Raw genomic sequence first — 15,344 nt, 5'->3', positions numbered from 1 at the left:
CGCCCTCACCTATTCTAGCATATTATATGCCGTTAACGCCTCGTTTTTCCCCTAGTTTTTACGATGTACAATATAGGCTGCAAACTCACGCAATAAGCTGGAATCCACTTCCAATTTATCTAGTGCTTTAATGGCATGCTGATAATGCTCAGTAAGCTTTTCTTTTGCTCCATCTAAAGATAATAGAGCTGGGTATGTGCTTTTATCACTTGCTACATCTTTACCGGCAGTTTTACCTAGTTCTTCTGTAGTACCCTCAATATCTAAAATATCGTCTTGAATTTGGAAGGCAAGACCGATATGATGCGCATATTCCTTTAAAGTTTCGCGATTTTCTTGCGTTACATCAGCTAACACTGCTCCCGCTTCAATACTAAATCGTAAAAGAGCGCCAGTTTTATTGACATGGACATGCTCAAGCTCAGCTAAGTTTAGCTGACGCTTCTCACCTTCCATATCGAGTACTTGACCCCCAACCATACCTTCTGCACCAGCTGCTTTACTTAACAGATTGACTAGTTCAATGCGTTTTTCAGCTGATACATCCATGCGTGCTAAAATGCCAAACGCAAGTGTATTCAATGCATCGCCTGCAAGTGTCGCTAATGCCTCACCATAAACTTTATGATTTGTTGGCTTTCCTCTACGGAAATCATCATTATCCATACTTGGTAAATCATCATGGATTAACGAATACGTATGGATGACTTCAACTACAGATCCTACAGTTAAACCATCCTTCAAATTCTTATTGTATAGTTCAAGAACAGCTAATACGAAAAGAGGGCGAATACGTTTACCTCCAGCTTTTAATGAATAAAGCATTGATTCTTTTAAATTAACTGGTGCATCAATTTTCTCAACTAGTGCAAACATTTCAGCTTCAACTTGTGGTATGTTGCTTTCAATAAAATGTTTTAATTGCTCGTTCATTTTTTAGTTCTCTCCCTTTAGTGGATCAAATGCCGTAGTCTCACCTGTCTCTTGGACAATAGAAATTAACTGCTCCTCAGCATGTTGCAGCTTGCTATGACAAAATTGAGATAGCTCCATTCCTTGTTTATATAGATCAATTGCATTTTCTAGCGGCACATCACCTTGCTCTAGCTGACGGACTATTTCCTCAAGTGCCGTCATTGCATCTGCGAAAGTTTGTTGTTTCTCTGCCACAATTATTCCCCCTCATTTTTCGGCAAGATCTTTACCACATCAGCAATAACCTTTCCATCATGGAAGGAAAGTGTTAATTGATCTTGTGGCTTTACATCAGCTGATGATTTTAACATTTGATTATCTTTATAAGCTACAGTGAAGCCCCTTGTTAAAATGGCAAGTGGATTCAATGCCTCTAAAGTTCTGACAGTTGCCTCAAATTGTTGTTTTTGCTTCGTTACATAATGCGTTGCAGCACGAGTTAATTGTTGGACGTGAGTTTCTAGCTCTCGTTGATGGAAAGCTAATGCCTTTTTCGGCGAGTGCTGTTCTACCGCACTATGTAATTGTTGAAACTTCGCTGTTTTCTTCATCAAATCGACTTGCATTGCTTTTTGTAATCCCGATTCGAGTTGTGCTAGCCTTTCCGTAAATGGTCGATATAGGCGTTCTGGCATTGACAACGGATAAGATTGTTGGAGCTTATTTAGACGTTGACGTTCTGCCATAAGTTGCGCTCTTACAATTTGATGTAGTTGTGATTTTTGTGTAAGCACTCGTTGATATAAATCTTGTTGATCCGGTACAGCCATTTCAGCAGCTGCAGTTGGTGTCGGTGCGCGCAAATCAGCTACATAATCCGCGATAGTCGTATCAGTTTCATGACCTACTGCACTAATAATAGGAATATGACTTCCAAAAATCGCTCGTGCAACAGCTTCCTCATTAAATGCCCATAAATCCTCAATTGATCCACCGCCACGCCCAACAATCAATACATCGCAACTAGCATCCATATTTGCTCGCTCAATATTTTGAACAATATTTGGCGCTGCTTGTGCTCCCTGTACAAGGGTTGGATAAATAAAAACTTCAGCAAGTGGATAACGTCTTTTTAATGTTGTACAGATATCTCGAATGGCGGCACCTGTTGTCGACGTTAAAACACCGATTTTTTCTGGAAACCTCGGAATTGGTTGTTTCCACTCAGGTTTAAAAAGCCCTTCTTGTTGTAACTGCTCTTTCAGCTGGTTAAAGGCAACAAACAAGCTACCAATTCCATCTGGTTGCATTTCCTGTACATATAATTGATATGTACCGTAGCCTTCATAAACGTTTACATCTCCACGGATAAATACTTGCATACCTTCCTTTGGTTCAAACGCTAATTTTGTGGCTGCCGTTTTAAACATGGTAGCAGCAATTCGTGCTCCATCATCCTTTAATGTAAAGTAAATATGTCCTGATTGATGAATCTTGACATTGGATAGCTCTCCCTTTACATAGACTTCACGTAAATGCGGATCAGCATCAAATTTCCGTTTAATATATTTTGTTAATGCTTTTACAGTTAAATAAGAAGCAGATGACATTTTTCCGGCTCCTTTACTAAAATCAAGTTTTTCACAAAACTACACCTATCATAACATTTTTTATAGCGCCTGACGTGCCAAAATGCAGTTTCGTTAGAAAAAACAACTGTCTTTCTCATACTTTGAAAATCTTACTATAACATTTCTATTGAATAGTTACCTCGATAAAGCTTCTATAAATTGAAATGATTGCTTATGCAAATGTATTAGAATTACAAATCAAGGAATTCCTGTGCAACTTTTCGGCAAAGTAAGGGGTTGCTTTTCGTTCCGATTTGGCGCTTTTGAAGCTGCTGATCCCGGAGGAGTCGCCTATTCTCCACTACAATCAACTATTTCACTTTAAATTTAATAGCAATTAAGTGAAGCGGCAGCAACATGTCTTTTTTGTGCGAAAGCGAAGCGGCAGCAACATGTCTTTTTTTGTGCGAAAGCGAAGCGGCAGCAACAAACACTTATATCTGCGATACAAAGGGGAAGGAAGTAACAGTAAAGCTACAAGCACGTTGCTGAATAAAAGTCTATTCTTTTCAATTATGGCTTGTAGCCTGGAACGGTAAACCTCCTCATTTAAGACGCTACAACATTCATTTCATTTTTCAACATGAAAACCTCACAACTAATTATAGTTATGAGGCTTTTTAAATTAATAAAATATTAATAATAACGTACCTACGAGAAAGCAATAATATGAAAAGTAGCTAAGCTTGCCACTTTTCATGATTCCCATAAACCAACGCATCGCAAAATAAGTCATAAATAATGTAACAATAAATGTCGCAGCATAAGGAATTGCTAATGCACCTTTATTAGGTTCCTTTAAAAAATCTGAGATTCCAATGACAACCCCACCAAGACTTACAGGAATATAAAGCATAAAGGAAAATCGCAAAGCGGTTTCCTGCTTCATACCAACTGCAATGGCTGAAATAATAGTTGCTCCTGAACGACTAATGCCAGGTGTTAAAGCTACAGCTTGACCAAGACCTACGATAATGGCGTCTTTTGCAGTCAAATCCGCATCCTTTTTCGTACCATGCATATTACGGATTAGCCTTAAGGCAATACCTGTCACAAATAACATAAGAGCAATTGTAGTCATACCAACATTATCCGCAATAACATCACTTAATAAAACACCTAAAAGGCCTGCTGGAATAGAACCAATCACAATGAATACTGCAAAACGGAAATCAGCTTTATAACGATTCTTTCGTGTTTTGAGATAAAGGAAAAAGTTTGTGATGAGTCGGACAATATCCTCCCTATAAATGTAGACAATGGCTAGTAAAGAAGCTGTGTTCGTTAATATAGCAAAAGTAAAACCTTGCTCACCTAGACCAAGAATTTCGCTAGCAATCATAACATGTCCGCTCGATGATACAGGAATCGGCTCAGTAAATCCTTGTACAAGACCGATAATGATATGTTTGATTAGAAGTATTAAATCTATGTTTTCCATAAAAACCTCCCTATTAATATGTATGACCCAAACGTTACATTAGACGTTCGTTCACAAAGAACACCAAGTAAATAAAAAATGCAAAAAAGCTACCTCAATAAGAATATTGAGATAGCTTTTAGCAAATTAAAGAGTCATTTTAAATTATAACTTAACTTGAAGTACAAGCTTATTTTCTGCTGCTTGAACTGTGTTGAATAGTAGCATAGTAATTGTCATTGGTCCTACGCCGCCTGGTACAGGTGTAATGTGAGAAGCAATACCATCGACCTCACTAAAGTTTACATCACCGCAAAGCTTGTTGTTTTCATCACGATTTATTCCAACATCTATAACAACTGCGCCTTCTTTAACATGCTCCTTCGTAATAAAGTTTGCACGTCCAACTGCTGCAATTAATATATCTGCTTGTTTAGTAAATGAAGGTAAATTTGGTGTTTTGGAATGCGTGTATGTAACGGTTGCATCTTTTTGTAGTAGAAGTTGTCCCATTGGTTTCCCAACGATATGACTACGACCCACGATGACCGCATGCTTTCCTGCTATTTCAATTCCTGAATATTCAAGGAGCTTCATTACGCCAAACGGTGTACAAGGCAAAAATGTTTCTTGGCCAAGCATCATTTTCCCAACACTTACTGGTGAGAAGCCATCAACGTCTTTTTCAACAGCAATTGTGGCAATAACAGTATCCTCATCAATATGTTTTGGGAGTGGTAATTGTACTAAAATACCATGAATATCTTCACGATTATTTAATAATTCAATTTGTGCTAATAATGCATCCTGTGTAGTTTCCTCTGGTAGTTTGATTAGCTCAGAAAACATACCAATGGCTTCACAAGATTTTTGCTTATTTCTCACATATGTAGCTGAGGCTTGGTTGTCTCCTACTAAAACAACCGCTAAGCCTGGTGTTAATCCTTGCTCTTTTAAACGCGTTACTCGCTCTGCTACTGAATTACGAATTTCTTGACCAATTTCTTTACCATTAATAATTGCACTTGACATAGACCTTAGTTACTCCTTCCAATTCAACACATTTTATTGTTCTGTAAATTTAGAAAGTACGCCATTAACAAATTTCGACGAGCCTTCGTCTCCAAATGTTTTGCATAACTCGATTGCTTCATTAAGTACTACTCTTTTTGGTGTTTCTGGCATGTATAAAATTTCATATACAGCTAGACGTAAAACCGTTCTTTCAATCTTAGGTAAACGGGCAAGTGACCACTTTTCAAGATGCTGCTCTAAAGTAGCATCGATTTCCTCTAAATGTTCAACTGTTCCAGTAACAATCTTTTCGTAGAAGACATTTGTTGGTTGGCCTTTAATATGGCCCATTGCTTCTTCTACTGTTAGTTCAGTATTGTCTAGCTGAAACAAAACTTGCAACGCTTTTTCGCGTGCTTCATGTCGTTTCATGTAAAGCTCTCCTTCTTAAGTGGCATTAAGGTTTATAATAGCATAAATTCGTATGAGAAACACGAATTCAAGCAAGTTTTAAATAATCTGATACTTTTTTCAAGCAAGTTTTTGTTTATTTTAACACCCTTCAATCAACTTTATGAAATTAAATGTAGAAAAATGAAAATCAACCATTATTATTTAAATAACAAGAATGTTATAATTAAGGAAAATAATTCATCTTTCGAGGTGTTCATTATGCATTATGAAGTTAGATGTACAAGCTGCAAAAGAACTTTCAAGTTATATGAGGGTGAGGAACAATATAAGCAATACAAAGAACGCAAATCCCTCCTATTTTACTGCGAGAATTGTAAACATAAAATTCGTTTTGATGCCATAAAAAACTTCTTTAGGAATTAGTGGAGGGAATACTTAAATAGTGAAACAACACTTCGGTGCAAGAAAAAAATTATTGTGCTCATTATCTGTTACCTTAAATATTATTGCTCCACCTAGTATAACTACAAACTAATACTTCCAAACTTATAAAAAACTGAAAAAAATTAAAAACAAATCTTTTGACCCTATAGTTACTATAGGGTTTATTGTATTACGTGGAAATATTATAGTAGATTTAGATTCATGTATCGTGAAAGATTGAAGGAGAACAAAATGAATAAGAAACAAATTTTAACATTAAGTATTTTATTATCGAATTTATTCATTGCCTTTTTAGGTATTGGTTTAGTTATACCTGTGCTACCAACAATCATGAATGAGCTGAAAATTTCAGGCTCTGTTGTTGGTTATATGGTGGCAGCATTTGCTATTACTCAACTTATTGTCTCACCGATTGCCGGTAAAATGGTGGATAGTATTGGCCGAAAAATTATGATCGTTGCAGGTCTTTTTATATTCGGTTTTTCAGAGCTACTATTCGGACTTGGACGCACAGTTGAAATGCTCTTTATCTCACGTATGTTAGGTGGTGTAAGTGCTGCCTTTATCATGCCTGCGGTGACAGCATATATTGCTGATATTACAACATTGTCACAACGTTCAAAGGCACTGGGCTATATGAGTGCTGCGATTAGTACTGGCTTTATTATCGGACCTGGTATCGGAGGATTTTTGGCAGAATTCGGAACACGCATACCATTTTACGCTGCAGGTATACTTGGATTTTTAGCAGCTATTTTATCAATTATATTACTAAAAGAGCCGACACGTACTTCAGATGATACAGAGTCTGCACCATCAATTTTAGGCAGTGCGAAGCGTATTTTTAGCCCACTATATCTTATACCATTCGTACTTATTTTCGTACTATCATTTGGTTTAGCTGCATTTGAATCGTTATTTAGCCTATTTGTGGATCATAAATTCGCATTCACACCTTCAGATATCGCAATTATTATTACGGGAAGTGGAGTAGTCGGGGCCGTTGCTCAGCTAGTATTATTCGATTGGCTGACAAAGAAAATGGGCGAAATTAATCTTATCCGATATTCACTCATCCTATCTGCAGTTTTAACATTTGCTATGACCATTGTTAACCACTATTTCGCAATATTATTTGTCACTTTCTTTATTTTCGTCGGCTTCGACTTAATACGTCCTGCCGTTACCTCTTATTTATCGAAAATTGCTGGTAATGAACAAGGATTCGTCGGTGGCATGAACTCGATGTTTACAAGTCTCGGTAATATCTTTGGTCCTATTTTAGGTGGGATATTGTTCGATATAAATTTAAACTATCCATATTACTTTGCGACAATTGTATTAGCAATCGGCGTAATACTTGCTTTATTTTGGAGAAAGCCAAAGCAAATTGAAATATAATAAAGTAGCGATACTAATCACTGCTAATCAATTTCCGTTAACTACGTAAAAAGAAGGATTGCCCTATAGGCAACCCTTCTTTTTATTCTTGTACAGCTACTTCTTCTTTTTCAAAGTGAATACCTGTAATGTGTACATTCACTTCTGCTGTTTCAAGTGCTGTCATATTATAAATCGCTTGGCGAATTTGAGTTTGTACTTCCTTCGCCACTTTTGGGATTGTAAAGCCATATTTTACAGAGCAAAATACATCAATGGCAATCTCACCAGTTTCAGTAACACCCGATTTAATGCCCTTATTGTGAACTTTTTTACCGAAGCGTTCTACTACGCCAGTAGCAATATTACCACGAGTTGCCGCGACCCCTTCTACCTCGTTCACTGCGATTCCAGCAACAACCTCGATTACCTCTGCTGCTACTTCAATTTTCCCAAGTTCTTCTTTTCCAGAAGGCGTTGGTTGTACGAAAGATTGTCCTACTTTCTCTGCCATACAAATATCATCCTTTCCCTTACACATCACAAACAAATGCTGTACTTACGATTATTATACTATAAAAAGGAAGGTTTGGCTTCGCAAAGCCGATTTAATTTATTTGAGACAGATTAATGTCGATAAATATGAAAAGCGAAAACAGTTGCTACCCCACAAATGAAATTTCCCCACCCTCTATGCAAATTAATCAAATTTAACTTACAGAAGAGTGTATCCTTCTACTAGCCACTTAGAAACCTGACGTTGATTTTATTACCTACAACTATAGATGAAATACCAAAATAATTCAGTTTTTCCATTTCTTATTTCTACAAACAATCATAATACGCTATAATTACCTTATATATGGAATTTCTGAATAATTAAGAAATATGTAAGAGAAGGAATTGAACTAGATGGGTATTTTTACGTTTATATTAGTGTTACTTTTAGTTTTTACTGCTTTAGCAATAGAAAGAATTTTGAAAGATATACGCGACCAAAATAAAGAAATCATTGAAATATTGAAAAAGAACAACCCAGATAAAGAAGAAAATACAAGCGATTAAGTTGAACATCAATTCTAGGCTTGTGCGTATGATACTTAACCCTAGCAAATCAAACGAACGCCTTTAATGCGTGATGTCGATAGATTTAAAAAGTTGGGTGATAAATCCAAAATTTTGTTAGATAAATTAACAAAGTTACTCGATAAAAACGAAAAGCGAAGAAATCTTCATAGATTTCTTCATTTATATAAGAAAAAGACAGATAATATGGGGGGAAATAGATTTGTTTATTGTCAATGTTGAAGGGGCTATAAGAAAAGATGATAAGTGGATAATTGTTGAAAGAAGTAAAAAAGAAGAACATGCAGGTGGGTTACTTTCACTTGTTGGAGGAAAAGTAGATATTGAAGGAAATTCACCAAATATATTAGAAAAAACTTTAAAAAGAGAAATTTTTGAAGAAATTGGTATTACGGTTAAAGATAATTTGAAATATATACATAGTACTTCATTTGTAACAGATAAAGGTGAAAATGTTGTTAATATTATTTTCCTCTGTGAATATGAATCTGGTGATTTTTTTGTTAAACAACCTGAAGAAGTAGAAAACGTATTTTTATTAGCAACGGAAGAAATACTTAACAACCCTCAAACACCTATATTTTTAAAAGAATATATCCAATGTGCGGAATTAGCACTGTGAAATAATGGGAGAAATAAAAGTAGCAGTCAAAGGTGTTTTGATAAAAAATAATAAAATGTTAATTGTGAAGCGCTCTGCTTTTGATGAAACAGGAGCAGGCACATGGGAGAGCGTTGGTGGTGTTTTAGAATTTGGTGAATCATTTGAGGTCGCTTTGAAGAGAGAATTTCTTGAAGAAGTTGGTCTACATGTTAACGTAAGTAAGCATCTTTTTTCCACGACCTTTTTAACTCATAATACACGACAAATTGTACTTCTAACATTTCTTTGTGAATGTCATAATGATGAAGTATTTCTTTCGGAGGAACATGATCAATTTATATGGGCTACAAAAGATGATTTGATGGAATTATTACCCGAAATAATAATTAATGATTATAAAAAATATAATGTTTTTGAATTACTCTAAAATGTTTTAAAGATTTGATCCAATAACAAATTTAACATAGCCTAAAGATAAGGCTTATGTGTATCAGGATTAGTTACTACACGCTAGTCTTTTTTTCGCTTCTTCAATCGCTCCTATTACTTCACAATAAGCTACTTATCAATTATTAAACAACCTCCGTAACTGATTCTCTTGCCCTCTCAGTCTAAAAAACCCCCTAACTAATAAAAGTTAGAAGGTAATAAAATGTATAGACTTCCTCTATACCCCTTTTACATGTGGTGCACTTCATTCATGACTGGAGTTTATTTGTATTTATCTCACTTTTTCCGACTTAAAGACAAATGTTACGATCAACAACAAAGCAGCAAAGCCAATCAAATATGATAATTCAGAGATGGCACCGTTTAAACCTTTGCCGTACAAAACAGTCTCCCCTGCTTGTAAAAACCAAGTCGTTGGCATAAAATCACTAATTCTTTGCATAATGTCTGGCATGATTTCTCTAGGCCAAAAACATCCACCGAGCATTAGCATCGGGATATTGATCAATGCTGTAAGCGAGCTTGCCATCAGTGTGCTTTTTGAAAATCTGCTGATGGCAACGCCAATGGCTACGCAGGCAAGGGCGAACGCAAGACAAACTGCGATGACCTCCAGTTGCTGATTTGACGTCGACCCATAGGATATATTAACCAGTTTCGGTAAAGAACTGATTAACAGCAGAACCTGAATCGCTGCAACAAGGAAGCTGGCTAACATATGCTGTGAGAAATAACTGGAGCGTGTCAGCGGGGTTGCAGTGATCCGATCATAGACTCCTGTAACCTTATCCTCCAAAATCAAGCTTGTGGAAAAGGAAATCAGAAACAACATACCAAACGCGATATATCCCAGTGACGTAACCGCATTGCTTACATCTTTTTCAGAGACTCCAGTGGAAAAGCTCTTATATTCAACAGCAAATGCATTCTTATTGTAAGCTTCCAACCCCTTATAGAATGAATCTTTATTCCCTTTTGCAGATGTCGCAATTTGTTTCGCGGACGATATGTAACTGGATACATACACTTGAACGGGTCTGGCCACATTGGAAGCTTCAAGAGCATAGCTTATAGCAGCAACATCTTTCCCTTCAAGCATATCTACGGTGAATCCTGATTGAAAAGTAAAACCGGCGTCCAGTTTTTTGTTTACAATTAAGCCCTTCACATCGTCACTTGGGGTCAGTAATGTCACATTGTATTTTTCTTGCATTTTCGAGACAAGTTCCTTTGTGAACGGGGTAGAATCCTGATCCAGTATGCCTAAATTATATTTTACATCTTTGGTTGCAGCTGAAATCAAAAACAAATTCAGTAGGATCGGAATCACAAGCATAAACAAGATGTTTGTTCGTTTGCGAAATATCCGTTTTATGCTGTTGGATAAGATTGTCATGCTCTTTTCCTCCTTGAAACCAAAATGCTAATCACCGCGAATAATATCGTGATAGCCAACATCTGACCAATATTCATAAAAGCAGAACCCAGCTGATCGTTATACACGACATTGAATATCGCTGATTTTGCATAATAGCTTGGGGCAATTGCTGCGAAGTCTCCAAAATCAACAATGACGAAGCCGCCAATAAGGAAAGTTGACCCCAGAGTCACAATGTTGGCAATAGAATCGGCTTTTACGGGATCCTGAGTGAGAATGGTTAACATGCCACCGAGCGTCGTAGTTAATAAGGAGAACACAAAGACAACCAAAACGATGACAGCAAAGTGATCACCCCAATCAACGTCGTATACATATTTGGTAAATAGGATAATCACCATCCCCTGCAAGAAGGTCACCAAGGAAAGACCAATCGTTTTACCTAGGTATTGTTCAAAAGGTTTAATCGGCGAGAGCTTGAGCCGATCACCAACTGTGCCCAAATAGTCTTCTCCCATCCCGGACACGCCGTATTCCTGACCGCGTAACAGAAACATCAGAAGCATCGCAATGGCGTAATACCCCATCGCTGTCGCCGATTTGGAATCGGTTAGAGGCTCTTCTTTCAAACTAGTATCCGAATTCGCTTGTTCAACTTGCAAATCGCCTGACATGGTGGCGACTACACCTGCGGTATTCATGCCATTCACCAGAGTGTCCACGACATTCCGGACGATTGTCGTATCCACGCCGGTAGATTTGGCAAGGTAGACTTCAACCGTTTTGCTTGTCCCTTTCGTTTTTCCTTGATTCGAGAATCCATTAGGAATATAGATAAACGCATCTGCCTCATCGTTGTTTAGAATCTCTCGCCCCTCATCAAGAGAGTGAACTTGTTCGAACTCCGCTAAGGATTTAATGTCTTGCGAACCGATCATAGATTTGATGAACAGTTCACCAAGTGGACCTGAATCCTCATTACTGTAGGCGACCTTAACTTTATCCAATGAGGTGACATTAAACTGGTCTTTGAAAGCTGTACCCAATATTAAGATAATGACCATAAAACTGAGCAATCTGACGAAGATAGGTTTAGGATCCATCAAGATCCGCTTTCCTGAATAATAAATTTGTGTAAGAATATTCATAGTTTCACCACCATCTCCAATTAGTCTCTCAGTTTTTTACCAGTTAACTGTAAGAACACCGTCTCCAGATTCGGTTTTTCCATCGTCATGGATTTAATTTCAAATTCATTTTGGATCAGATTTTCCAATAACGCCGCAAGGGATCTCTCATTTTTTTCCAAATGGATGTCAAGTACACCGTTTATGTTATTGCATGCGATGACGTCATCCGTCTTTTCAATAACTGAAACGGCAGTTTCGGTATTCGATACAAGCTCCAGGCTCAATCGATTTCCTGTCGAAATAGAATCAATCAGCTCTCCGATGCTTCCAAGTGCGATCACTTTACCAAAGTCCATAATAGCAACACGTTCGCAGATGGCCTCGATTTCTTCCATGTAATGTGTCGTATAGATGATAGTCATCCCATTTTGATTCATGATTTTGATTGATTCCAGAATATTGTTGCGCGATTGGGGATCGATTCCGACCGTCGGTTCATCCATAAACAGGATACGCGGCTTATGTACAATCGCACAAGCAATGTTCAGACGTCTCTTCATACCACCCGAAAAAGTCTTAGCAATGCCTTTTTTTCTTTCCCAAAGTCCGGTAAACTCTAGCGCTTCCTGCACGGCTTTATCTAACTTTTCGCCACGCAAACCATATAACTTACCCCAATAAGTCACATTGTCGATGGCGCTTAAAGTCTCAAAAAAAGCATAGTCCTGCGGCACATATCCGACAGATCGTTTAATTTCTCTTGCATGTTTGGAAAAATCCTTGCCGAACATCTTCACTGTGCCGTCGTTGACTCTTAACAAGCCCAGCAACGTATTCATTGTTGTCGATTTGCCTGCACCGTTAGGTCCGAGCAGGCCAAATATTTCACCTTCATTAATACTCAAATCAATACCATTCACAGCTGTATAATCCTTGTACTTTTTTACCAGACCCGTTACTTCAATGATCATCCTTTTTCCCTCCTCAAACGTTTTGCAATGCGGGTGCTCTCCGATTACTCTCTTGATTTCACATTTCTTTCCTGCAAAGACGTGAGAGGTTACTTCTCCTTGACCACCTTACCACTGTCACTGTCACCTTTCATACACAACTCCCCCCATCCCATCGGCAAATTCATTTACCCAAAGATAAAAATACCCTAGCAACCCAAATAAAGAATGCGCTAGTGCCCCCTTCTACGACCACCGGGGACACATCGCATTCTTTCTATCGATTCTTTGAAACTACGCATACCTCTTTCTCTTAATAAGCTGTACGATCCCACTAGATAAAAGAAACAATCCGTACAAATAAAGAATCATATTGATTCCGACAAAGATACCTTCCGTGACTGTCAAAGGAAAGATTTCATTGAAAGAAGTGATTTTTTTGGACAAACCTAAGTTGGTTGTAACATAATCAAATGCGGAAGAAGCCAACAAAATAAAAATACCGTGTTTAATTTTGTTTCTCATTGTTATGTGCCCCTTTTTGTTGAAAGATAATTACATGTAACTTTAACCCCTTTAGTTTTCGCACTATTCAGTATAGTTATTTTTTTACATTTTGTCTATTGAAATATCAATACAATTAATTGGTAGGTTTAATAAACTTCTTAATGAATACTCTTTAAATTTGTAAAAATGACTATTCAAATTACAATCCCCTCTTAAAAAAATACTTTAATAGATTGAACAAAATAAATTTTTCTCTACGAAAATTTTATCCATTAGGAAAACCATACTCTTGTCCTTTTGGTACTGTTTCTCTTTATAGTCGAAACAATCGCACTAATAATCGAAATTACTAATTTAGCAACCTTTAGCAATAGACGCCTACTATAACTTTATGCTACAAACAGAATATATATTAAGTGTAAAAATTTAACATTTAAAACTAATCTATTTATATGTATTTTCAAAAGTGTGGCCCATAGTAAGTAGACTGATGTTCTTAGTAAAATATATAAATTTATTAAACTATAGAAGTGTTTTTCTTGAAAATCATTAAGTTACATATGCGGCTCTTTTTTTTTGTGTGGAATCTATTTTGAACTTATCGCTTCTCCCTGTGCTGTATGCCTCTTATAATGTCAATCATGCCTGTTATCTGCTTATTTTAGAAGACATAAAAAACCTCCTAACTAATAAAAGTTAGAAGGTTATAAAATTATGTACTTTGATAGGTGTTCTATTCCCTATTCTATTAAGGGCATATAGAGTGGGTAGACAACAAAAAAGACGGCAGCCAATAAAACGGCTATCGTCTTTCTTTTTATTTACGTTGCTTTTTATGCCGATTTCTTTTTCCGCTTTTTTGTTCTTAGTTGATCTCAGTTTCTAATGTTTCTTTCCAATCTTGTTCATTGTCATCTTCATCAAGAACAACGTTATAAATTTTCCATTTACCATCATCACTTTTCTTAAGATGAGCAGTTCCTGATAAGTCAATTTTCATGTTAAAAGACATATCTGGAGCTGTCAAAGATACTTTATATACTAAGTTATCAATGCGGACTTGAGCAAAATGATTATTTACAGAAACAGCATTGATCACATATTCACCAATCTGTTCCATCTTGAATAAAGTATCTGATTCTTCAAACATACCTACCATATCCAAACTTTCAAGTGAATAAGCTAATTGGTAACCAATTGTCGTTTCACGATAAAGTGCTTCTAATGCTTTTACGTCTTGTTGTTCAGTGAATTTCATCTCATCTTTAATGTTACGATCAACTGTTTGAATGATCGCAAGTTGATCTCCATCTGATTGGGGCTCTAGATGCAAGGCACGGTCAATCATCACGATAGCTTCAGCACGAGTCGCATCATTATAAGGTTTGAAAACATCTCCGTACCCTTTGATAATTCCTACAGCTGCCGTTTTCATAACCGCTTCATAGGCGAAATTTCCCTGTGGTACATCCGGGAATACTTTTCCTGATGCTGAAAAATCAAGCTTTGACTCGAATGCACGGTAAATCATGACTGCCATTTCGTTACGAGTAATCTTGTCATTCGGTCGGAAAGTACCGTCTGGTTTACCATTGATAATGCCTTGGCTACTAGCAACCTTAACATACTCGTAATACCAATTCGCAGGTTTTACATCAGGGAAAGTTTTAACTGTTTCACCTGCACGTAAATTCATCGAATTCACTAAAATTTTAGTGAACTCAGCACGAGTAATCGAATTTTTTGGTTTTATAGAGACGGATGTGTATTCATATTTCTCTCCATCTTCTTCAAACGATTCTGTTTCCACATATCCGTCTATGATATCCGAATACAAGAAGCGTTCCAATTCATTGTATGCCCAATGATCGTAATCAACATCCTCCAAAAAATACCTATCGATGGATTTTTCTGCTGCTTCTGCTGGCGAAACAGAAATAAGTCCAAATAATACAAGGGAAGATAAAAAAACATATATTGCTTTCATTGGTTTTCCTCTACTTTCTTCTATTAAATTACTA

Annotated in this window: 16 protein-coding genes; 4 read left to right on the top strand and 12 right to left on the bottom strand. The window is 36.8% G+C overall.

Annotated elements, in window-relative coordinates; all coding sequences use genetic code 11:
- Positions 1-51 precede the first annotated feature (51 nt).
- The 6 genes from JNUCC51_RS21015 to nusB all read right to left on the bottom strand — a co-directional run bounded on the left by JNUCC51_RS21015 (position 52) and on the right by nusB (position 5,412).
- The gene (locus tag JNUCC51_RS21015; protein WP_337989604.1) at positions 52-933 is read right to left on the bottom strand and encodes a polyprenyl synthetase family protein; all 882 of its coding nucleotides are present in this window, start codon (positions 931-933) and stop codon (positions 52-54) included.
- 3 nt (positions 934-936) lie between these two features.
- Positions 937-1,170 (bottom strand): exodeoxyribonuclease VII small subunit, encoded by a 234-nt coding sequence (gene xseB, locus JNUCC51_RS21010; RefSeq protein WP_053483717.1) that lies wholly within the window; start codon positions 1,168-1,170, stop codon positions 937-939.
- A gap of 2 nt (positions 1,171-1,172) precedes the next feature.
- Positions 1,173-2,525, bottom strand: coding sequence for an exodeoxyribonuclease VII large subunit (xseA, locus tag JNUCC51_RS21005; protein WP_337989603.1), 1,353 nt, complete (start codon positions 2,523-2,525; stop codon positions 1,173-1,175).
- A 646-nt stretch (positions 2,526-3,171) separates the two neighbouring features.
- The gene (locus tag JNUCC51_RS21000) at positions 3,172-3,987 is read right to left on the bottom strand and encodes an undecaprenyl-diphosphate phosphatase (RefSeq protein WP_337989602.1); all 816 of its coding nucleotides are present in this window, start codon (positions 3,985-3,987) and stop codon (positions 3,172-3,174) included.
- A 144-nt stretch (positions 3,988-4,131) separates the two neighbouring features.
- On the bottom strand, positions 4,132-4,998 hold the full coding sequence (gene folD / locus JNUCC51_RS20995) for a bifunctional methylenetetrahydrofolate dehydrogenase/methenyltetrahydrofolate cyclohydrolase FolD (protein ID WP_337989601.1): 867 nt from the start codon (positions 4,996-4,998) through the stop codon (positions 4,132-4,134).
- 33 nt (positions 4,999-5,031) lie between these two features.
- Positions 5,032-5,412 (bottom strand): transcription antitermination factor NusB, encoded by a 381-nt coding sequence (nusB, locus tag JNUCC51_RS20990; RefSeq protein ID WP_337989600.1) that lies wholly within the window; start codon positions 5,410-5,412, stop codon positions 5,032-5,034.
- A 657-nt stretch (positions 5,413-6,069) separates the two neighbouring features.
- Here nusB and JNUCC51_RS20980 point away from each other — a divergent pair.
- Positions 6,070-7,239 (top strand): MFS transporter, encoded by a 1,170-nt coding sequence (locus tag JNUCC51_RS20980; protein WP_337989598.1) that lies wholly within the window; start codon positions 6,070-6,072, stop codon positions 7,237-7,239.
- Positions 7,240-7,321: 82 nt separating this feature from the next.
- Here the strand turns inward: JNUCC51_RS20980 and JNUCC51_RS20975 are convergent, their stop codons facing one another.
- A complete protein-coding gene (locus JNUCC51_RS20975; RefSeq protein ID WP_049664196.1) occupies positions 7,322-7,732 on the bottom strand; it encodes an Asp23/Gls24 family envelope stress response protein in 411 nt (136 codons plus the stop codon).
- 398 nt (positions 7,733-8,130) lie between these two features.
- On the opposite strand from JNUCC51_RS20975, the gene JNUCC51_RS20970 reads away from it, so the two are divergent.
- The 3 genes from JNUCC51_RS20970 (at position 8,131) to JNUCC51_RS20960 (ending at position 9,335) form a co-directional block, all read left to right on the top strand.
- Positions 8,131-8,283, top strand: a complete 153-nt coding sequence (locus JNUCC51_RS20970; protein WP_337989597.1) for a hypothetical protein — start codon at positions 8,131-8,133, stop codon at positions 8,281-8,283.
- A 223-nt stretch (positions 8,284-8,506) separates the two neighbouring features.
- A complete protein-coding gene (locus JNUCC51_RS20965) occupies positions 8,507-8,926 on the top strand; it encodes an NUDIX hydrolase (protein ID WP_337989596.1) in 420 nt (139 codons plus the stop codon).
- 4 nt (positions 8,927-8,930) lie between these two features.
- Positions 8,931-9,335, top strand: a complete 405-nt coding sequence (locus JNUCC51_RS20960) for an NUDIX hydrolase (protein WP_337989595.1) — start codon at positions 8,931-8,933, stop codon at positions 9,333-9,335.
- Between the two features lie 294 nt (positions 9,336-9,629).
- Here JNUCC51_RS20960 and JNUCC51_RS20955 read toward each other — a convergent pair whose 3' ends face one another.
- The 5 genes from JNUCC51_RS20955 to JNUCC51_RS20935 all read right to left on the bottom strand — a co-directional run bounded on the left by JNUCC51_RS20955 (position 9,630) and on the right by JNUCC51_RS20935 (position 15,310).
- On the bottom strand, positions 9,630-10,754 hold the full coding sequence (locus tag JNUCC51_RS20955; RefSeq protein ID WP_337989594.1) for an ABC transporter permease: 1,125 nt from the start codon (positions 10,752-10,754) through the stop codon (positions 9,630-9,632).
- On the bottom strand, positions 10,751-11,884 hold the full coding sequence (locus JNUCC51_RS20950; protein WP_337989593.1) for an ABC transporter permease: 1,134 nt from the start codon (positions 11,882-11,884) through the stop codon (positions 10,751-10,753). The genes JNUCC51_RS20955 and JNUCC51_RS20950 overlap by 4 nt, the downstream gene beginning before the upstream one ends.
- A gap of 20 nt (positions 11,885-11,904) precedes the next feature.
- Positions 11,905-12,837, bottom strand: a complete 933-nt coding sequence (locus JNUCC51_RS20945; RefSeq protein ID WP_337989592.1) for an ABC transporter ATP-binding protein — start codon at positions 12,835-12,837, stop codon at positions 11,905-11,907.
- A 273-nt stretch (positions 12,838-13,110) separates the two neighbouring features.
- The gene (locus JNUCC51_RS20940) at positions 13,111-13,341 is read right to left on the bottom strand and encodes a hypothetical protein (RefSeq protein ID WP_337989591.1); all 231 of its coding nucleotides are present in this window, start codon (positions 13,339-13,341) and stop codon (positions 13,111-13,113) included.
- 847 nt (positions 13,342-14,188) lie between these two features.
- Positions 14,189-15,310 carry an S-layer homology domain-containing protein gene (locus JNUCC51_RS20935; protein ID WP_337989590.1) on the bottom strand — a complete coding sequence of 374 codons (1,122 nt, stop codon included), beginning with the start codon at positions 15,308-15,310 and terminating at the stop codon, positions 14,189-14,191.
- Positions 15,311-15,344: the final 34 nt, after the last annotated feature.

The organism is Lysinibacillus sp. JNUCC 51 (assembly GCF_015999525.1).
GTDB lineage: Bacteria > Bacillota > Bacilli > Bacillales_A > Planococcaceae > Lysinibacillus > Lysinibacillus xylanilyticus.
The sequence above is the reverse complement of the archived record's forward strand: the minus strand, read 5'-3'. Positions and strand labels throughout refer to the sequence as shown.